The sequence below is a fragment of the Paenibacillus sp. FSL R5-0378 genome (assembly GCF_038009285.1).
In the GTDB taxonomy this organism is placed as follows: Bacteria; Bacillota; Bacilli; order Paenibacillales; family Paenibacillaceae; genus Paenibacillus_AQ; species Paenibacillus_AQ favisporus.
Genome location: NZ_JBBPAY010000001.1, coordinates 3,128,294 through 3,148,313 on the forward strand (window position 1 = coordinate 3,128,294; position 20,020 = coordinate 3,148,313).

17 protein-coding genes are annotated in these 20,020 nt (G+C 55.2%); 8 read left to right on the forward strand and 9 right to left on the reverse strand.

Annotation, left to right across the window (positions count from 1 at the left end; all coding sequences use genetic code 11):
* Positions 1-114: 114 nt before the first annotated feature.
* Positions 115-1,374: an MFS transporter gene (locus tag MKY74_RS14550; RefSeq protein WP_076168479.1), complete on the forward strand. Its 1,260-nt coding sequence runs from the start codon at positions 115-117 to the stop codon at positions 1,372-1,374.
* 460 nt (positions 1,375-1,834) lie between these two features.
* Complete coding sequence (locus MKY74_RS14555; RefSeq protein WP_076168477.1) at positions 1,835-3,259, forward strand: NAD-dependent succinate-semialdehyde dehydrogenase; 1,425 nt, start codon at positions 1,835-1,837, stop codon at positions 3,257-3,259.
* A gap of 159 nt (positions 3,260-3,418) precedes the next feature.
* Here the strand turns inward: MKY74_RS14555 and MKY74_RS14560 are convergent, their stop codons facing one another.
* The 4 genes from MKY74_RS14560 to MKY74_RS14575 form a co-directional block, all read right to left on the reverse strand.
* A complete protein-coding gene (locus tag MKY74_RS14560) occupies positions 3,419-4,603 on the reverse strand; it encodes a foldase protein PrsA (RefSeq protein ID WP_076168474.1) in 1,185 nt (394 codons plus the stop codon).
* Between the two features lie 221 nt (positions 4,604-4,824).
* On the reverse strand, positions 4,825-5,835 hold the full coding sequence (gene spoVAD / locus MKY74_RS14565; protein WP_076168471.1) for a stage V sporulation protein AD: 1,011 nt from the start codon (positions 5,833-5,835) through the stop codon (positions 4,825-4,827).
* Between the two features lie 8 nt (positions 5,836-5,843).
* On the reverse strand, positions 5,844-6,326 hold the full coding sequence (gene spoVAC, locus MKY74_RS14570) for a stage V sporulation protein AC (protein ID WP_076168467.1): 483 nt from the start codon (positions 6,324-6,326) through the stop codon (positions 5,844-5,846).
* A gap of 12 nt (positions 6,327-6,338) precedes the next feature.
* Positions 6,339-7,199, reverse strand: coding sequence for a DUF421 domain-containing protein (locus MKY74_RS14575; RefSeq protein WP_076168465.1), 861 nt, complete (start codon positions 7,197-7,199; stop codon positions 6,339-6,341).
* Between the two features lie 145 nt (positions 7,200-7,344).
* Here MKY74_RS14575 and MKY74_RS14580 point away from each other — a divergent pair, with 145 nt between their 5' ends.
* The 3 genes from MKY74_RS14580 to MKY74_RS14590 all read left to right on the forward strand — a co-directional run bounded on the left by MKY74_RS14580 (position 7,345) and on the right by MKY74_RS14590 (position 9,604).
* Positions 7,345-7,551, forward strand: coding sequence for a DUF1657 domain-containing protein (locus MKY74_RS14580; RefSeq protein WP_076168463.1), 207 nt, complete (start codon positions 7,345-7,347; stop codon positions 7,549-7,551).
* Between the two features lie 212 nt (positions 7,552-7,763).
* Positions 7,764-8,405: a phosphatase PAP2 family protein gene (locus MKY74_RS14585; RefSeq protein WP_076168460.1), complete on the forward strand. Its 642-nt coding sequence runs from the start codon at positions 7,764-7,766 to the stop codon at positions 8,403-8,405.
* 116 nt (positions 8,406-8,521) lie between these two features.
* Positions 8,522-9,604, forward strand: coding sequence for an AI-2E family transporter (locus tag MKY74_RS14590; RefSeq protein WP_076169571.1), 1,083 nt, complete (start codon positions 8,522-8,524; stop codon positions 9,602-9,604).
* A 39-nt stretch (positions 9,605-9,643) separates the two neighbouring features.
* Here MKY74_RS14590 and MKY74_RS14595 read toward each other — a convergent pair whose 3' ends face one another.
* Positions 9,644-10,153, reverse strand: coding sequence for a hypothetical protein (locus MKY74_RS14595; protein WP_076168458.1), 510 nt, complete (start codon positions 10,151-10,153; stop codon positions 9,644-9,646).
* Between the two features lie 244 nt (positions 10,154-10,397).
* On the opposite strand from MKY74_RS14595, the gene MKY74_RS14600 reads away from it, so the two are divergent.
* Complete coding sequence (locus MKY74_RS14600) at positions 10,398-11,453, forward strand: aromatic acid exporter family protein (RefSeq protein ID WP_076168456.1); 1,056 nt, start codon at positions 10,398-10,400, stop codon at positions 11,451-11,453.
* Positions 11,454-11,513: 60 nt separating this feature from the next.
* Here MKY74_RS14600 and MKY74_RS14605 read toward each other — a convergent pair whose 3' ends face one another.
* Genes MKY74_RS14605 through MKY74_RS14615 form a run of 3 tightly spaced genes read right to left on the reverse strand, consistent with a single transcriptional unit; the run spans position 11,514 to position 14,274 of the window.
* The gene (locus MKY74_RS14605) at positions 11,514-12,623 is read right to left on the reverse strand and encodes a sensor histidine kinase (RefSeq protein ID WP_076168453.1); all 1,110 of its coding nucleotides are present in this window, start codon (positions 12,621-12,623) and stop codon (positions 11,514-11,516) included.
* A complete protein-coding gene (locus MKY74_RS14610) occupies positions 12,616-13,305 on the reverse strand; it encodes a response regulator transcription factor (protein ID WP_076168451.1) in 690 nt (229 codons plus the stop codon). Before MKY74_RS14610 ends, MKY74_RS14605 begins: the two co-directional genes overlap by 8 nt.
* A 24-nt stretch (positions 13,306-13,329) precedes the next feature.
* On the reverse strand, positions 13,330-14,274 hold the full coding sequence (locus tag MKY74_RS14615; RefSeq protein WP_076168448.1) for a D-alanyl-D-alanine carboxypeptidase family protein: 945 nt from the start codon (positions 14,272-14,274) through the stop codon (positions 13,330-13,332).
* Between the two features lie 208 nt (positions 14,275-14,482).
* On the opposite strand from MKY74_RS14615, the gene MKY74_RS14620 reads away from it, so the two are divergent.
* Both MKY74_RS14620 and helD read left to right on the forward strand, forming a co-directional pair.
* Positions 14,483-16,303, forward strand: coding sequence for an adenine deaminase (locus MKY74_RS14620; RefSeq protein ID WP_076168445.1), 1,821 nt, complete (start codon positions 14,483-14,485; stop codon positions 16,301-16,303).
* A 366-nt stretch (positions 16,304-16,669) separates the two neighbouring features.
* The gene (helD, locus tag MKY74_RS14625) at positions 16,670-19,021 is read left to right on the forward strand and encodes an RNA polymerase recycling motor HelD (protein ID WP_076168443.1); all 2,352 of its coding nucleotides are present in this window, start codon (positions 16,670-16,672) and stop codon (positions 19,019-19,021) included.
* Between the two features lie 40 nt (positions 19,022-19,061).
* Here the strand turns inward: helD and MKY74_RS14630 are convergent, their stop codons facing one another.
* On the reverse strand, positions 19,062-19,976 hold the full coding sequence (locus MKY74_RS14630; RefSeq protein WP_076168440.1) for an AraC family transcriptional regulator: 915 nt from the start codon (positions 19,974-19,976) through the stop codon (positions 19,062-19,064).
* Positions 19,977-20,020 lie beyond the last annotated feature (44 nt).

Here is a 20,020-nt window from a genome sequence, read left to right on the forward strand (position 1 = left end):
TCAGAGGCGGTCTGGCGCATATTGACTTGCCCTTCCTTCCGAGTAGAATGGGAGCAAAGACGAAGTGAAAACAACAAAATGATTCGGTTTGAAGGCACCGGAGGAGAGTACCCGATGATATCATTCAAGACGCGGCCGCAGCACCGCCGCAAGACTTCCATGCAGCGCAGAAACCTGAGGGTAGCCAGCCTGGAAGGCATCCCGGCCGTGATGTTTATGACCCTGCTCGGCGGGCAGTTTTTGACCGGTTATCTGCTGTACCTTGGTGCAAGCTCGGGTGAGATTGGATTCGTGCTGGCGATCACGACTTTTGTCAATATCGTCCAAATTTTTGCCGCGTATCTGATCCAGAGGCTGCGCAGCCGGAAGTGGACGCTGGTGCTGTTCGTAGCCGTGCACCGGGTCATTTGGGGGAGCACCGGTCTCGTGCCGTTTATTGTCCCGAAGCCATACTGGGTGCCCGCATTTATCGTATTGTACACGGTGGCCTTCATGTTCAATACGCTGGGAGGCATTCTGTGGAACTCGCTTATCAGCGATATGGTCCACCCCAAAGTCAGAGGAAGGTACTTCGGCATCCGGAACACGATTCTGAATGCGCTCGGAACGTTGGTGATGTACGGTGGTGGAGTCATCCTCGACCATGAGCCGGGCGGAAAAGGATTTCTGCTGCTCTATATCATCGTTTGGGTCTGCATTGCGGCCAATATCGCCGTGTTCTTCTTCTATCCGGACATTCCGTTTGAGCGGTCCTCGGAGAAGCGTTTTATCCCGATGCTGAAAAAACCGCTGCGCGACGCTTCTTTTCTGAAGGCGACGCTCTTCCTGGCCGGATTCCTGTTTCTGCAAAACCTGGTTGTGCCGCTGTATTCGTACGTCATGCTGGAAATGCTGCACATCAACTACCAGACGCTGTCGCTGCTGAACGTGCTGCAAACGGTGTCCATGATGGCCAGCTTCTATGTGTGGGGTAATCTGAACGTTCGGCACAGCAACCGCAGGCTGCTGTTCTGGACGCTGCCGATCATCGCATTATCCTGCCTATGCTGGGGGCTGCTGTCGGTGCTGCCGATGCTGCCTGTGCTGATTGCGGCACACATGATTTTTGGCATCGGTGTCGGCGGATTCAACCAGCTGGCGTTCAATTTCATGATCGGCGACACGCCTAAGGCGGAGCGTCCGATGTATATGGCGATGTACGCGGCGATTACGGGTGTCGCAGCATTCTTTGGCCCACTGATCGGGGGCAATCTTTACGAGCTCATCGGCCATTGGCCGGAATGGACCCGGATCTATGGCGTGCAGATCGTCGTCGGCCTGAGCATGCTGCTGCTGACGGTCAGTCTCGGCCGGAAGATTCTGCGGAATTCGTGAGGGCTCGAGAAAAAGAGGCGAGGGTTGAAACTGGCACGGGGCGGTCTGAGTTTATATATCCTGCTTGTCGATAATATTCCTAATAGAATACGAAATGGCTGAGGTACCTCCCCTAAGCAGACGGCAAATTATGCCTGCTTGAGGGAGGTTTCTTTGTGGCTTTTAAGTTATGCGGACGCACGCAGCAGCGGAGAGATCGAAGCCACTGCCGGAAAAGCGAAGCGGTCGCCTTTGTCCCCGAATATCCACCATTGAAATAGATTCAAGGATATTCGGGGGCAACAGCGATTGGAGGAAGGATTCGAGCGCGGAGCGTCCTCACAACCGCCAAACGAGGCACCCGGGCAACGATATAGCAAGGCTTCAAGCCCCAAACCAAAGCCGGCTTTTCGCGTGAACCTTCCATTCGGGGGTATAATGAATAAGTAGAGGTGAATTTAGGAGCAGGGAGGAATCATTTATGTTTATCAACCAAATGTATATAAATGGGGCCTGGAAGGATGCCGCGGAGCACATTGACGTCCTGAACCCGGCCACCGGTGACGTGATCGGCACCGTACCGAACGGCGGCGCGAAGGAGGCTGGCGAAGCCGCGGATGCGGCGTATGAAGCGTTCCCGGCATGGTCCGCGCTGACGGCGGACGAGCGGGGGGCGCTGCTGATGAAATGGCACGGACTGATCGCCGAACATACGGACGAGCTCGCCCGGATTATGACGACGGAGCAGGGCAAGCCGCTGAAGGAAGCCGCCGGCGAAATCGGCTACGCGAACAGCTTTATTTCCTGGTACGCGGAGGAGGGCAAGCGCGTCTATGGGCAGAGCATACCGGCCTCGTCCGCTTCGCAGCGGATCTGGGTGCAGAAGCAGCCGGTCGGCGTCGTGGCGGCGATCACGCCATGGAACTTCCCGGCGTCGATGATTACCCGCAAGGTTGCGCCGGCGCTGGCCGCCGGCTGCACCGTCGTAATCAAGCCGTCCGAGGAGACGCCGTATACGGCCTTGAAGCTCGCTGAGCTCGCACACCAGGCCGGACTTCCGGCCGGCGTGATCAACGTGGTGACCGGCGAGGCGGCAGCGATCGCCGGCCGCTGGCAGCAGGACGAGCGGGTGCGCAAAATTTCCTTCACCGGCTCGACCGCCGTAGGCAAGGAGCTGATGAAGGGGGCGGCCGAAACCGTCAAGAAGATTTCCTTGGAGCTTGGCGGACACGCCCCGTTTATCGTGACCGCCGCGGCGGATCTGGACAAAGCGGTGGACGGGCTGATCAAGTCCAAGTTCCGCAACGGCGGCCAGACCTGCGTCTGCACCAACCGGGTATATGTGGATGAACGGATCGCCGGCGAGTTCACCCGCAAAGCGGCGGAACGGACGGCCGCGCTTCAGGTAGGCAACGGCATGGAGGAAGGCGTGGATATCGGTCCGCTCATCAATGCCAAAGCGGTGGACAAAGTGCTTCGTCAAATTGAGGACGCCAAAGCTAAGGGCGGGATCATCGTGACGGGCGGCGAGGCGCTGCAGCATCCCGGCGGACACTTCGTGCAGCCAACCGTGATTGAACAGGCGACCGACGACATGGAATGCATGGTACACGAAACATTCGGACCGCTTGCTCCGATTACGACCTTCCGTACGCTGGAGGAAGCCGTGCAGCGGGCCAACCGCAGTCCTTACGGGCTGGCCGCTTACGTCTTCACGGAGCGGATCCAGGAGGCGCTGTACGCCGCCGAAGCACTCGAATACGGAATCGTCGGCGTAAACGATCCGCTGCCTTCCACGGCGCAGGCTCCGTTTGGCGGGTTTAAGCAGAGCGGACTCGGACGGGAAGGCGGCCATTTCGGCATCGAGGAATACCTCGAGGTCAAATATGTATCGCTCCGGCTCTAACCGGATGAGCTGCCTAAAACGCGCGGTGACTGGGCGCTGCCCCAGCATCCGGGAAATGCACCAGGCAGAGCTCCGGCCAAGATCTCATGCAAGCCGCCAATCAAAAACAAAGAAGAAGCCCGAGGTGATGATCCTCGGGCTTCTTCACTAACAAAGCTGTTATTTCGTTGTATTTGCCGCTGTATCGGCTGCGCCTGCGCCTGCAGCCGTATCGGTTGCCGCGTTAGCCGAATCGTCCAGCGAGTTGGTGATTTTGGCTTTAGATTTGAGGTCGGCAATCCAGGTCGACGCTTTGGAAGAAATGCCTTGCGTGATCAGCGTTTCCTTGATGTCAGCCTTCTTCTCGTCAAGCGTAGCCGTGTGAGCCGCTTTGCGGTCGGTAACCTTGATGATATGGTAGCCGTTGCTGGACTGCACGATGCCGCTCATTTCGCCCTTTTGCAGCTTGAACGCCGCTTCTTCAAACGGTGCTTCCATCACACCTTTGGCAAAGAAGCCTAGGTCGCCGCCGTTGTCCTTGGAGCCTGGGTCGATCGATTTCTCTTTTGCCAGCGTGGCGAAATCGGCGCCTCCCTTGAGCTGCGTCAGGATGCCTTCGGCTTCTTCCTTCGTCTTCACCAGAATGTGGGAAGCTTTGACTTCTTCCGGCGTGTTGAAGGATGCTTTATTTTCATCAAAATATTTCTTGATATCGTCGTCGGTCACTTTGACTTCCGGTTCGAGCAGCTTGCGGATTTGCACCTGCATGTTCATTTGCTTCTTCAGGTCTTCCACCGACATGCCCGACTGCTGCAGAGCCATCTGGAATTCCTCGTCGCTGCTGAAGCCCTTCTTGATATCGTCCATTTCCTTAGTGACATCGGCATCGGTTACTTTAATGCCTTTTTTGCTGGCTTCCTGGTTGACCAGCTCTTCCGTAATGAGGCTGTCCAGCGTCTGTTTGCCGCCAGCGTCCACCAGTGCGTCATAGAGCTTGTCCTTTTTAATGTCCGTGCCGTTGACCGTCGCTACCGTCGGGTTGCTACCCGAATTAAAAGGAGGCTTGATCAGCACAATGACGAGAATGACGGCAAGCACGAGCGATACGGCCATCCATACCTTGCCAGTTCCGCCGGACCATGCTTTCGGAGCAGGACCGGACGCCGCAGCAGACGCTTTGGGAGCAGGCGTCTTCTCTTTATTCGGCTTCGCCGGCGTCTCGCCGTCGCGTTTCATTTCGCTGAGGACCGGTGCGCCGCTCTCGGAAGGGGCTGCCGGTTTGCTGGTCCGTTCAGATGATTCCCCCGTTGTTTCGGTATTATTCAGCTCTTCGTTGTTTAACGATTCTCTTTCTTTGTCTGTCATTAAATCTTGTCCTCCTTTAATATATGCAAAACGCTTATGGGTTCACTTTACCAGATTTGCCGTAAATAATCCTTAAGAAGACATAAATTGTGACAGATTTTTTTTAATCCTGTTTTAAGATTCGGCTGTTTGCGGCGGTTTTAATCAGGAAGCAGACGATGTGGCCAAATAAAAGACCGCTCCGGACGGGAATGCCCCGGGAGCGGCCATAGCTATTTGCCTTATTTTTGCCGTTCGATCGATACAGCGTGCGCAATACAAGGAATGCTCTCCTTCTGCTGATAGGAGAGGGGGGAGAGCAGGGCGCCTGTCGCTACGACGAGGATGCGGTTCAGCTCGCCGCGCTGCATCCGGTTCAGCAGGTGGCCGTACGTCACGACCGCCGAGCATCCGCAGCCGCTGGCCCCGGCCTGAACATTCTGTTTACCGTAATCGTAAATCATCATGCCGCAGTCCGAATAGGTCGTCTGATGAATCGGAATGTTATGTTTCTTCAGCAGATCGTTGGCGATTTGATACCCGACCTTGGACAGGTCGCCGGTAACGATCAGGTCGTAGTAACCCGGCTCGATCTGCAGGTCGCGGAAATGCGCTTCCATTGTGTCTACCGCTGCCGGCGCCATTGCCGCGCCCATATTGAACGGGTCGCTGATGCCCATGTCGACCACCCGGCCGATCGTGGCGGAAGTGACATATGGCCCGTCCCCGTCCTGCGACAGGACGACCGCGCCGGCCCCGGTCACCGTAAACTGAGCCGTGGGGGGCTTTTGGGAGCCGTACTCGGTCGGATACCGGAACTGCTTCTCCACGCTGGCATTATGGCTGCACGTTCCGGAGAGCACGTATTTTGCCCCGCCCGAGTTGACGATATAAGAGGCCAGCGCGAGGCTCTCCATCGACGTGGAGCATGCGCCGAACAGGCCGAGATAAGGAATGGCCAGCGTTCTCGCGGAAAAGCTGCTGCTGATAATCTGGTTCATCAGGTCGCCGGCGAGAAAAAACTGGATTTGCCCCTCGGTCAGTCCGGCGTGCTGCACCGCCATTTTGGCCGCTTCCTCCATTAAAGCCTTTTCGGCTTTCTCCCAGCTGTCCTGTCCCAAATACATGTCGCCGTGGATAATATCGAAGTCGTCGGCCAGCGGACCCTGACCCTCAAACGGGCCGACGATCGCCGCTTTCGACTTGATGGAAGGCTTGTTCTCGAACACCCAGCTTTGATGGCCTTTCAGCATATAAATCCTTACCCCCCTACAATATTAGGATCAAAAATGATGTAGGCGATGCCGACGCAAAAGGCAGCGACCGAACCGAACACGATGACGGGTCCGGCAACCTTGAAGATGCTGCCGCCGATGCCGAGCACGAGCCCTTCCCGGCGGTACTCGATCGCCGCCGAAGCCATGGCGTTGGCGAAGCCGGTGACCGGGACGGCGGTTCCAGCGCCCGCCCACTGGGCAATTTTGTCATATACCCCCAAGCTGGTGAGAATGACGGAGATGATGATCATGACGCCTACGGTCGGACTCGAGGCCGCCTTTTCCTCAAAGCCCCACCAGTGGATAAACATCTGCTGCACCGCCTGTCCGAGCAGGCAGATCAGGCCGCCGACGAGAAAGGCCCTGTATAAATTTTTGAACGTAAACTTGCTGGGCTCGCGCTTTTTGGCCAATTCCTGGTATTCCTGCTGGACAGGCGTCAGTTTCTTTTTCTTTTTGCTGACCATGATGCTTCACTCCTAACGGGTTAATAATGGCTTGACGTCCGAGATAACCTGCTCCAGCTGGGCCGACACCTGCTCGTACATCGCCTTGTTCTGCTCGTTTTTGGTCGAAAGTCCGTACATCTCCAGGTCCGCCTGGCATTTTTTGAGATCTGCATACAGCATCGCTTTCTGCTGCGGCTCGGGAACCTTGATCTGATCGTCGAAGAGGTCGACGTACAGCTGTCCGTACGCATCCACCTGCCCGATAAAGACGTTGTCCAGCGATACGCCCAGCTTTTCGAGCTCGGTATGGATCCAGCGCCGGTTCAGGCCCCTTGTAGCCAGCGGCTCGTCCATGATTTTGCCGTCCAGAATGACCGTCTGCGGCTCGCTCTCCGGCCCGACCTTGATGCCGAGATGGGTGGGGGTCAGCGGTTGATTTTCTTTTTTCATCAGCACGTTGATCTGTCCGTTCGGCTCCATGATCGCAAACTCGACCTCCGCCGTTTTAAAGGCGTTTTTCCCGCGGAGCTGCTCCATAAGCTCTTCGTTCGTCAGCCGCTCCTTCTTCAGATTGTCCTCCATGATCTTGCCGTCCTTGATCAGCACGGTACTGGTGCTGTCAATGAAATCCCGTGCTTTCTTGCTCTTTAACTGCAAAAATTCAATCATGAGCGAAACGGCTACCCACACGGCGAGGGAAATGACGCCAAGGTACCAGGTGGCTTTCAAATCAAGCGAGATGGAGGCCGCCAGGTCACCGATCGTGATCCCCGTAATGTACTCGAAGAAGGACAGCTGGGAGATTTGTCTTTTGCCCAAGAGACGGGTCAAGGCAAACAGAAAGACCACAGAAGCCAAAGTCCGAACGATAACCTCTATCCAATCCGGCATATCTATAAATTCCTCCATTCCAGATCTTTGCTTTAAACGCGGATAACAAAATTATTTGCAGCATCTTCTCGTTTTATGAATTTTTTGATTTCAGGCAGGTTAGATTATGTTTCGTACTTATCCTGTAAAGGAGGTGAAAGTAACAATGACCGTTGCATCTCAAGTCAAAACGACACTTGCATCCCTGAAAAGCGCCCAAGCCAGCTTGGAGACGTTTGCTCTCAGCACGCAAAACCAGGAAGCTAAAAACCTGTTCTCTCAAGCTGCCCAGCAAACCCAGCAAATCGTGCAGCAGGTGGAAAGCCGGGTACAACAGCTTGAAAACGAGGAGCCTCAATATAAAGGATTCTAATTCTTTAATTGATTCCCCACATCAGGCCATACCGCTCCAGTCCAATAACGTTTTGCCTTAAGCACCGGCTTTGCCGGTGCTTTTTGCTTATGCTGCAGCTGGCAAATTCTGCTTCCGGATAAGCGTGACAAAGGCCGGGTCTTCATGGATAATATTAAAGTCATACCGCATGGCAGAAGCGGGGGTTTGTAGAGAGAGGAGTACATATAGATATGAGAGCAAATCAAGGACGGCTGAATAAGCTGTTAGTTATGAGCCTGGTGCTGGGCGTGCTGTTCGTGATCATGATGGTCCTGGTCGGAGCGGACCGGATCGCCTGGTTTGACCAATCGATCATCGATGCAGTTCAGGGGATGGAGAATGAGGGGTTGACCCGGATCATGAAGGGCTTCACCTTTCTTGGGTCATCGCTTGTAGCGACGCTGCTGAGCGTGATCGCGTTCCTGTTTCTGTGGCTGGTTTTGCGGCACCGCAAGGAGCTGCTGATGTTTCTCTTGTCCGTGGGGGGATCGGAAATTTGGAATATCATCATCAAAAATTGGATGCAGCGGCAGCGCCCCACCACGCACCGACTGATCGAAATCAGCGGATTCAGCTTTCCGAGCGGGCACTCGATGGCTGCGTTCGCCCTGTACGGGACGCTGACCTACTTGCTGTGGAGGCATATTCCCGCGCTGGCAGGAAGAATTGCGATGATCGTTATCGGGGTGGCCCTGACGCTGCTGATCGGGATCAGCCGGATCTATCTCGGGGTGCATTATCCGAGCGACGTCTTCGGCGGGTATTTGGCGAGCGCAACGTGGCTGATGCTGTCCATTTATATCTTTGAAAAGTACTGGAAGCCGAGGCCATAGGGGCCAGGAAATGAAAACCGTACATCAGGCGGCAGAAACTTGCATGAAAACGCCTCGCTCGCGTAATATGATTGCATAAAGATCTTTTAAAGGAAAGGGTGTATGGCTTCGGTCCGATGACGTCGCTAAGAGATTTTATTCAACTGCCTGCCGTTAAAAAAGTGATGGTCCTCATTTTGCTCGTGCTGTTTTTGTATGTCTTCCGGAGCATGATGAACCTCATTCTGATTACCTTCATCATTACGTACCTGGTGAACCGGATTCATTCGTCGCTCACCCGGCGGTTTACGAACCGAATGGGAATCAGCAAGAAGATCGCCGTACTAATCATTTATGCCGTCTTTCTTGGAGCCCTGTCGATCGGAACCTATCAATATGCTCCGAAGCTGCTGGGTGAACTGAACGTGCTGATCAACCAGGTTATTTCGTTTTACAGCAAGCCGCTGGAGCTTACCGACAATAAAGTCATGGACTACGTGCTGGAATACATCCATAAGATTGATATTTCGCAGTACGTCAAGCAGGGCTACAACCTGCTGACCGGAACGATCTCCAACATCGGCAAGTTCGGCATCAATTTTGCCATCGCGATCATCATGAGCTTGTTCTTTATGCTGGAGAAAGAGAAAGTGACCCATTTCACGGATAAGTTCAGAAGCAGCAAATTCGCCTACTTTTATGATGAATTAGCTTACTTCGGGAAAAAATTTACGTTTTCTTTCGGAAAAGTGATCGAGGTCCAGTTTTTGATTTCCATTATTAACGCAGCGGCTTCCACGCTGTTTCTGTGGATCCTCGGATTTCCCAACCTGTTCGCCCTCGGTCTGATGATCTTCCTGCTCGGCCTCGTGCCGGTCATGGGGGTGATCGTTTCACTGGTGCCGCTGTGTGCCATCGCGTTCAGCATCGGCGGAGTGATGAAGGTCGTTTACGTCCTGATCATGGTGGCCGTCCTGCACGCGTTCGAGGCGTACGTCATGAATCCGAAGTTTATGTCGGATAAAACGCATCTGCCGATATTTTATACGTTTGCTGTATTGATCATCTCCGAGCACTTCTTCGGGGTGTGGGGGCTTATTCTCGGCGTGCCGGTGTTCATGTTCCTGCTGGATCTGCTCGAGGTGCCGGTCAACGGGCCGAAAGATGAACCCGCTGGAGCCGCCAAGAAGAACAAAAAAATACCGCACAAAAAATCCTAACGGTTGATGTTAGGATTTTATTGTGCGGATATCCTTGCGTTAGATGTGCGAATAGGAACCCGGCTGAGTGCGGTCCGAGTGCGGGCGGTACGTCCGTTCGGTAAACCGCTTCAAGGAAGCGGGCAGCTTCTGCTTGAGCTGATCGGCACGCTCTTGGGTCATTTTGCCGGCTTTGACGGCGGCATCGATTTTGGAGCTTTGGACGGCTGTCATCCTCTTGACGAGCTCGTCGCCGCTCCAGCCTTTTTTCTCCTTGGCGATCTGCTGCAGCGTTTTGCCCTGCTTCCATTCCTTGCTGAGATCCTGGACGCTCATGCCGAGCAGATCCGCAGCGTCTTTAAGCAGAATGTACTTGCGGCCGTGATGTCCATGGCGGATGTGATGGCCGTTCTCCTTCCGGTCCTGATCCGGCGTAGCTATATGGGCAGATGGGGAGTCGTCCGTTTGGGGAGTAACCGGCGCCGGGTCGGCGAAAGCGATGCCGTGGGATCCGGCGAACACGATGCAGGCCAGCGTACCGGCCAGCAGCGCATTTTTGATTGGATTCATGTCAGTTCACCTCTTGGTTGAATTGGGTCATGCTTATTTTTTCTGTCCTATTATGCGCCTGATTTGGAAAAACATACATGTATATTCAAAGATGCAGGCCCTCGGCCCTGGCTGTAATATTTGGTTTGGTATCACAAAGGGCTTCACCGGGTAATTAATTCGGGAAGACGATACAATATGTACTATATAGAAAAAAGAAAACGTTAGTTCAATCTATACAACGATGGAATTAGGAGGGGTGAGCGTGACTTTTGGCGCGAGGATGTTAAAGACGGGAATCGCGGTTACCCTCGCTTTATATATCAGCATCTGGCTTAACTTGTCTTCGCCGGTGATGGCGGCTGTGGCGGCCATCTTTGCCATGCAGCCGTCGATTTACCGCTCATGGCGGTACTTTCTGGACCAGCTCCAGACCAATACACTGGGAGCCGTACTGGCACTGCTGGCAGGCCAGGTGTTCTCGAACGAGCCGATTGCGGTCGGCCTGGTGTGCATCCTGGTCATCATGATATGCCTTAAGCTGAAGATGGGCGATACGATCGGCCTGACGCTGGTTACGGTCATTGCCGTGATGGAGGCCTCCGGGCAATGGCAGTTTGCGCTGACCCGGTTTTCACTCAGCTTGATCGGCATCGTTTCGGCCTTTTTGATTAATATTTTACTGTTTCCGCCGAAGCCCAAGCAGCAGTTTATCGGGCAGATCCAAAATACGTTCGACCGGATGTCGCTGCTTATGCGGACGGCCATTTCGGACGAAATCAAGGAAAATGTGTTCCGTGACAAAAAGCGCGAGCTGGAGGATGCCATCAAATCGCTGTCGAGCAAATATCAGCTGTTTGAAGAGGAGCAGAAGAAGATGAAGCGGGCCTCCTTCAGCCAGACCCGGCTGCTGGTCGTCTATAAGCAGATGCTGAATGCTCTGCGGAAAGGGCGCGAAGTGCTGGACGCGGTGGAGGAGCATTATTTCCAGTCGGACCGGGAAGCCGGCACCGACCGGATCTTTGACGAACAGCTGGAGCGGCTGATCAAGTTTCACGAGCACATCTTGCTCAAATTCGAGGAGAAGCTCAAGCCGAACTGCCTGGAGGCTTCACAGCTGGACCAGGAAAACACCGCGTTTATCCAGGGCGTGCTGAGCCTGGCTATCGAGGAGCCCGAAGGCAGGCTGCGCTTATCCATCGTGGGGGCCACGATGTACGATTACGGGTATCAGCTGGAGCGGCTTAACCGATTGGTCGAGCATTATCACAAAACCGATGACGATGAATCCGGATTTTGGGCATCGTGGATTAAAAAATAAAGGAATGCATAAACCCCGGTCATCTGCGGCAGAGAAGCAGTTGACCGGGGTTTTCAGTTGCTAAGCCTTCAGATCGATCAGCGGCAGCTTCACGATAAACGCCGTTTCCGCCGTGTTGCTCGAAGCATAAATCTGTCCGTCATGAAGCTCGATGATGCTCTTGACGATGGCCAGCCCCAAACCGGCGCCGCCGGTGTCCAGGGAACGCGATTTCTCGACGCGGTAGAAGCGTTCGAAAATATAAGGGAGGTCCATCGGCGGGATCGGCGGTCCGTAGTTGATGACCCGGACCTCGGCCTCCTGCTCCGACTTCTTGGCCTCGAGGCGGATCTGCTTCCCGTCATTACCATAGCGCATCGCATTGGTAATGAGGTTCTCAAACGCCTGCATGATCTTGTCGCCATCGGCCTGGATCATCAGCTTCTCCTGCGGCGGCGAGAAGACGATCTCCATGTCCTGGTTGCGCAGCTGGAGCGAAAATTCCGCGGTCAGCTGACCGATCAGCTGCACGAGATCGATAGGGGTGCGGTGCAGCGGAATTTGGCCGAAGCCCATCCGGGTATAGTCAAACAGATCGTTCACGAGCCGATTCATCCGTTTGGATTTTTCATAGGCGATATTGACATAGTACCGCAGCTCCACCTCGTCCTTGTATTTGTCTTCCTCAATCAGCCGGAGATAGCCGATGATCGACGTCAGGGGCGTGCGGAGATCGTGGGAAACGTTGGTGATCAGATCGTTTTTGGCCTGGGTCGCCAGACGCTCCTCCTCCCTGGAGGCTTCCAGCTGGGAGACCAGCGCGTTGATCTGCCCGGCGAGCAGCCCGAGCTCATCCTTGGAGCGAACCGGAATCTGGACATCCGTATTGCCGGAAGACATGCGCTGAACTCCGCGGATGATATTGGTCAAATTCCGGGTCGTGCCCCAGCTTAGAATCATGCAGTAAAAAATGAACAGCATAATGACGACGACGGCCTGCCACACGGAAAACCCAAAAATCCGGTTGACCCGGATGATCGCTTCCACAAATGGGTACAGCGCTTTGAAATGATTGTCGTACACCGCCTGCAGAATCGGCTTGACGATCACCAGCGTAGCGAACGTCAGGGCGACGCTGAGGAAAAATAACGTGACGATTTTCCACTGCAGCTTGTTAAATATGCTACGCATCGATTTTATAACCAACTCCCCACATGGTTTGGATCAGCTTGTAGCCCAGTTCTTTCTCCAGCTTGTCCCGGAGGTTGCTGATGTGAACCATGACCGTATTGTTGGAGACGTAATACTTTTCCTTCCAGACCCGCTGGAAAATTTCCTCGGCGCTGAACACTCTTCCCGGATGGGAGGCGAGCAGGTGGAGAATATCGAATTCACGGCCGGTGAGCTGTACGTCGGTCCCGCGGGCGGTCACCTTATGGGAAGTCCGGTTGATCTCCACATCGTGAATCCGAAGGGTGGAATCCGTCTGTTCTTTCGGTTCATTATATTGAAAAGAACGCCGGAGGAGCGTTTTGACCCTCACGGTCAGTTCCAGCGGATTAAACGGCTTGATCATGTAATCGTCGGCACCCGTCATCAGACCGAGAATTTTGTCCATATCCTCGGTCTTGGCGCTGAGCATCAGAATCGGAATGGTCGACTCGTTCTCCCGAACCTGGCGGCACACCTCAAGGCCGTTCAGTTTGGGCATCATCACGTCCAGCACGATGAGGTCGACCGGATGCTCGTTCAGCAGCTGGAGCGCCTCCTCGCCATGATAGGCGCAGATGACGTGAAAACCTTCATTTTGCAAATAAATCGAAATCAGATTGGCGATTTCCTTGTCGTCGTCGACGACCATAATGTTGCGCATGCATAAACCTCCATCAGTGCTTGTCTATAAGTTCGAGACGGAGCGGACCGTTCGGGTCAGCCAGCTGCGGGCAGGATTGTCCGCATGCTCAAAGGCGTAATCGAACATGGCCGCGGCGTCCTGGAACCGGGTCTCGGTGTCGGGCGCTCCCATAACAACGGCAATGACCCGCTTGCCGTCCTTTTCGGTCGTTCCGGTAAAGCAGTACCCGGCCCGCTCCGTATACCCGGTTTTGAAGCCGTCGTTGCCCGGATAGGCGTAAGGCTCGCCGGGGAGCATCGCGTTGGTCGTATGCAGCGTAATTCGCTTCTCGGGGATGCTGACATCGGCCTTCTGCGTAATATTTAAAATTTCGGGGTAGGAATCAATGAGGCACTTTGCCAGTTTGGCCACATCCTGCGCGCTCAGCATCGTCTCTCCCCGCGAAGACGCCGACTTGAACTGCCGCAGATCGCTTGAGGTCAGTCCAGTCGCATTGGCGAAAACGGCTTGGGGGGACAGGCCGATGTCCTTGGCCCTGGCGTTCATCCGTTTGACGAATTCTTTCTCGCTGCCGCCGATATGTTCGGAAATGGCCACCGCCGCATCGTTGGCGGAGTGCACGACCATCGCTTCAAACAGCTGGCGCAGCGTCAGCGTCTCGCCTTCGCGGAGTCCGATCTCGGAACCCGTCACGTTCGCGGCATACCGACTGGCGGTGACAGGCTCATCCCAGGAGCTTCGCCCCTGATGGATGCTGTCCAGCACGAGCAGCTCCGTCATCATTTTGGACATGCTGGCCGGGGGGAGTGATTGAGACCCGTTATGCTCATAATATACCTTTCCGCTCTCCGCATCCATAAGAACGGCTGCCTGCGCCTTGATCGTAATCATAGGAAACCGGATCAGGCTGACGGCCGCGGCCACCGTCAAGCTCGACAGCAGCGCCAGCGCAATCAGTTTTCTTTTTTGCTTTTGCTTTGATTTCATGGCACCATACCTCGTTTATCCGTTTTGAATACCTTTCATTCTTTTACCAGTCTAACCATCAAACTTTAATTGCCCTACAAGAAAATCTTAAGAAATGTAAAGTTTTCGTCCCTGTTCGGATATATAATATGACTAACCTAATGCCGTCCGGCAGCATGGATAAAGTTACAGACATCAATCGAGAGATAGAGAGACTGGAGGGTTTACAATGCACAACAACACTTGGAAAAGACTCCCGATGGCCGACTGTGTCCGGGATTTGGTCGCCACCGCCCGCGGGGACCGCAAAGCAAGCCTCGTCATCCTGAACGTGAGACTGGTCAACGTCTTGTCAGGCGAAATCGTGCCGGAGATGTCCATTGCGGTACAGGGGCCTCGGATCGCATATGTCGGCAAGGACGTGAGCCATACCATCGGCGAAGGGACCGTTGTCATTGATGCCGGAGGCAAATATGCAGCGCCCGGACTGCTGGACGGACATTGTCATATTGAGAGCACGCAGCTTACGGCAACCGAATTCGCCAGAGCGGTGCTTCCGCTGGGCACGACCGGCGGGTTTTTCGATGCGCATGAAATTTCGAACGTCCTCGGACTGCCGGGCCTTCGCTTCATGCTGGAGGAAGCCAGAACGACACCTCTGGCCGCCTATATGCAGGTCGCATCCTGCGTGCCGTCGACCCACCCCGGGCTGGAAACCACCGGGGCTTACATCGGTCCTGAAGAAGTGGCGGAAGCGCTCAGCTGGGGGCCGGATATGATCGGATTGGGCGAAGTGATGAACTTTCCCGGCGTCGTATACGGCGACGACAAAATGATCGGGGAGATCGAGGCGACGCTGCGGGCCGGGAAATACGCGGACGGCCATTTTACATGGAGTTCCGGGGATTGGAGGCTTCCGGTGTATGCAGCAAGCGGCATTGATGGAGACCATGAATGCGTGAGCGCGGAGGATGTCATCGAGCGCGTCCGGCTCGGCATGTACGCCAAGATGCGGCAGGGCTCGGCCTGGCATGACGTTGCGGCCACCATCAAGGCGCATACCGAAGGCGGCCTGGATACCCGGCGCATGATTCTGGTCACGGACGACCGTAGCTCCGAGTCGCTGATGAACGAAGGGCATATGAATTTTGTCGTCCGCCACGCCATTGCGCAGGGCGTCAAGCCGGTAACGGCCTTCCAGATGGCCACGATCAATACGGCAGAACGGTTCGGGGTGGCCAGGGACATCGGAGCGATCGCTCCCGGGCTCTGCGCGGATATCATTTTGCTGGACGGGAATTTGGCCGACGTGAACGTCACGATGACGATCGCGGCCGGACAGGTTGTGGCGGAGGAAGGCCGGATGACCGCCGAGTGGGAGCCATATGCCATACCGCCAGAGGCGTACGGCACCGTCAAATTGGGGCGTCCGATTGAAGAACGGGATTTGGTCATCGCCGCGCCGCAGACGGACGGAACGGTTGAGGTCCGGGCGATTGGGGTCGTGGAGAATCATGTGGAGACGAAGGAAATGTGGGTGAACGTGCCGGTGGAAGATTCGGCTCTTCGCGTTACGCCGGAGAGCGGCCTCTGCAAAATGGCGGTATTTGAACGCCACGGTCAAGGCGGAGGCCATGCGCTCGGCATCGTGGCGGGGATCGGCTTTGAAGAACCGGCAGCTATCGCAATGACCGTGGCCCATGACAGCCATAACGTAACGGTCATCGGCAATGATGACCGGCTGATGGCGCAGGCGGGAAACCGCGTGGCCGAGATGCAGGGCGGCGTCGTGATGCTCACGCGCACGGGCCGGACGGAGTTTCCGCTGCCGGTCGGCGGCCTGATGTCCGATCAGCCGTTTGAAACGGTCGCGAGCCAGTCCGAAGCGGTCAGCCAGGCGCTGATTCAGTCCGGCTGCCTGCTGAACAACGCGTTCATGACGCTGTCGCTTCTGGCACTGGTCGTCATTCCGGAGCTGCGGCTGTCGGATAAAGGGCTGGTCCGAATTTCGGCGGATGGCATTGAGATCGTGCCGCTGTTCCGGAGCTGAACAAGGAATTTGAAAAGGGCGGACAACATCCGAACCGGCGGGCGCCATATATGCCCCGCCGGTCTTTTTTGGTGAGGCAAAGATTGGGTGAAGTAAAAGGAAACGGACGGGCCGTCCGCGAATTATAATAAGATACAGGTTGAGTCACGAAGAAAATCGGGGCGATGCCACAGCCCTCCTGGAAGGACGAGGTACGCCAAAAAGGGGAGCCGGAGGCTCCCCTTATCCTGCATTGATTTACAATTTAAAAGTTGGTAATATAGAACTTGTGACTCTAAAACGAAACAAATAAAAATAATAATCCTATACGGATTTTATCACATTGGGATGGGTTTGTCAAACATTAAAAAGGGGATGGATATCGGCATGGATTTAAACGATCAGGACTGGCAGCAGGAGCAGGAGCGGGTTACTCAGGTCACCGGCAAAATCGCCCGCCGCAAAAAAGCGCTTGAAGCGGAGGTCGGAACGGTCCGGGAAGATGTAGTGGAGCTGAGAAAGGATTTCTGGGATGAGGTCCGCGTCAACTTCAGCAGCGCCGACGACCTCGGGGAGACCTCGACCAGCTTGCGACAGCAGTCCCAGGTGCTGTCGGAGCGCGAGCGCAGCCATCTGCAGGCTTTTGAATCCTTGAAGAAGCTGCGGCTGCTGGAGAAATCGCCGTATTTCGGCCGGATCGATTTTACGGAAAAGGGACAGAAGCAGACGGAACAGATTTACCTTGGCATCGCCTCGTTCCTGGATGATGACCAGGAGACCTTCCTCGTGTACGACTGGCGGGCTCCCGTCTCCAGCCTGTATTACGACGGTGCGCCCGGGCCGGCTTCCTACCTGACACCTGGCGGCGAAATTGAAGGGACGATGGAGCTGAAGCGTCAGTTCGTCATTAAGGACGGCAGGATCGACGTCATGTTCGACACCGGCGTCACAATCGGCGACGAGCTGCTGCAGCAGGTGCTCAGCCACAGCTCCGACAGCCAGATGAAAAGCATCGTGGCGACGATTCAGAAGGAGCAGAACGCCGTGATCCGCAACGACAAGAGCCGGATGCTGGTCGTGCAGGGGGCGGCCGGGAGCGGCAAGACGTCTGCGGCCCTGCAGCGCGTCGCCTATCTGCTCTATAAATACAGGGAAATTCTGAAGGCCGACCAGGTGCTCCTGTTCTCCCCCAATCCGCTATTTAACAGCTATGTCTCCACCGTCCTGCCGGAGCTGGGCGAGGAGAACATGATGCAGACGACGTTCCAGGCGTACCTGGAACACCGGCTCAGCAAGGAATTCGACCTGGAAGACGTGTTTTCGCAAATGGAGTCGATTCTGAATGCGGAGGAAGGGGAGTGGCTGGAGAATAAAAAGGCGTCGATCGCCTTCAAGGCCTCGCCGGCGTTCCTGAATATCATCCGCAGCTACAAGGATTATCTGGAGCATGACGGCATGATCTTTAAGCCGATCCGCTTCAAGGGGCATCTTATCGTTTCGGCTGAAGCGATGAAAGAGAAATTTTACAGCTATGACCCTGCGGTCCGCCTGGCCAACCGGATCGAGCTGATGCGGGAGTGGCTGCAGAAGGAGCTTGCCGCTTTTGCAAAGCAGGAGCGGAAGGCGGCTTGGGTCGATGACCAGATTGAGCTGCTCAGCGCGGAGGAATACCAAAAGGCGTACACCCATGTCCGCAGAAAGCTTGCGTCCAAGAAAGACACCTTCGACGATCACGAGCGCGAACGGAATTTGCTGGCCAAAATGATCGTCAACGAGTGGCTGAAGCCGGTCCGCAAATGGATCAAGCGCAAGCGGTTCGTCGACGTCAAGGCGCTGTACCGAGAGCTGTTCGTCAATGAGGAGCTGTTTGCCCGGGTCAGCGGTACAGGCGATTTGCCGGAGCGGTATCATGAGATCGGCGCCCAGACGGTTCAGGATCTCATGGAGGGAAGGCTGTCCTACGAGGATGCGACGCCATATCTGTACATGCAGGAGCTGATGAAAGGCTTTCAGGTTAACAGCATGATCCGGCACGTGTTCATCGACGAAGTTCAGGATTATTCACCGTTCCAGCTGGAATACCTCAAGCGGCTGTTCCCGCGGGCGCGCATGACGGCGCTGGGCGACCTGAACCAGGGAATCTACCCGCACACCGGGGTTCTCGGCGGCAGTCTAGCCTCTCTGCAGGAGCTGTACGGCCCGGAAGAGACGGAGGTCATTTCGCTGACCCGCAGCTACCGTTCGACGTATGAGATCGTGGATTTTACCCGGAGCATGATGCCGGGCGGGGAAGCGATCGTGCCGTTTAACCGGAACGGGGAGAAGCCACTCGTACGGATTCAGCAGGACCGGGAAGAGCTTCATGACCGGATCGTCACGGACATTATGGAGCTGAACGCCAAAGGCTATGAGCACACGGCCATCATCTGCAAAACGGCGGAGGAGTCCGAGTCGGTCTACGAAGCGCTGAAGAACCGCCTGCCGCTGAAAAAGATCACGAAAACGACCCCTTCCTTCGCGAACGGGACGCTGGTCATTCCATCCTACTTGGCAAAAGGGGTCGAGTTTGATGCGGTCATCATCTATGACGCGTCGGAAGGCGAATACAGCCGGGAGTCCGAACGGAAGCTGTTCTATACGGCCTGTACCCGGGCGATGCACCAGCTCCATGTATACAGCCTGGGCGAGCCCAGCCGCTTCATCACGGATGTGGCGGAAGATAAATACGTTTTGGCCTAGAGTCAGGCGTGGACCGGTAGTCCCGGCAAATCCGGCGGGTTCACACGGGTTCCGTCAGCACGTAAGCCTGTTCCTCGAACGGCTTGCGGTATTTGGACGGGGTACAGCCTTTATGATGCTTGAAGACGGTAATGAAGTAGCTGAGGTTGTCAAAGCCGACATCCATGGCGACCTCGACGATTTTTTTGTCGGTGTTCTCCAGCAGCTTACATGCCTTGAGCACCCGGTAATGGTTGACGTATTCCACCGGGCTCTTCTGGGTCATCTGTTTGAAAAAGCGGCAGAAATGCCCTTCGCTCATGTTGATCTGTCCCGCCAGCTCTTTGAGCTTAAGCGGCTCGGCGTAATGATCATGTATATAATGAAGCGCGGTCTTCAGCCGCTCCACCTTGTCATGGCTTCCGGTGGGGCGGCTTTTGCTGTTTTCGCCCAGCGGCGCCTGGGCCGACAGCAGGGCGAAGATCCGGAGCAGGTGCGCTTTCGTCGACAGCTCGTAAGCCGGCACTTTGGCTTCGTTTTCGCAGATAATCCGATGCAGCGAGTCCAAAATATCCTTTTCCCATTCCGAGTTTCCGGTGATGTGCTGGCGCGGCATAAAGCTTTTTTTTAACAAGGGGTCGATATATTTCTCCTGAATGATGTCAAAGTCCGGGCTGCTGAGCAGATCGGCGCTGAACACGACCGCTGAAAAGATGCACGGTTCTTGCGAGGCCAGCATCCCGGAGTGAATTTCCCCGCTGTTGACGAATAAGGCTTCGCCTGCGCGGACCTCCACATACGTCATATCGAGCTGAAAGACGGCGCTGCCTTGATGCAGCACGATAAATTCCATTTCGTCATGCCAATGGCAGTCCAGAATGCTCTGCCCGTTGAGCTGCTCGACTCTGGGGTAGATGCTGACGGGATACAAAGGGTGTCCGTGCACGCGGTTCTCCCTGAGCGTTTCTCGATTCATATGATGTCACTTCCATTCCTAGCAAATATCAATATATTAATATA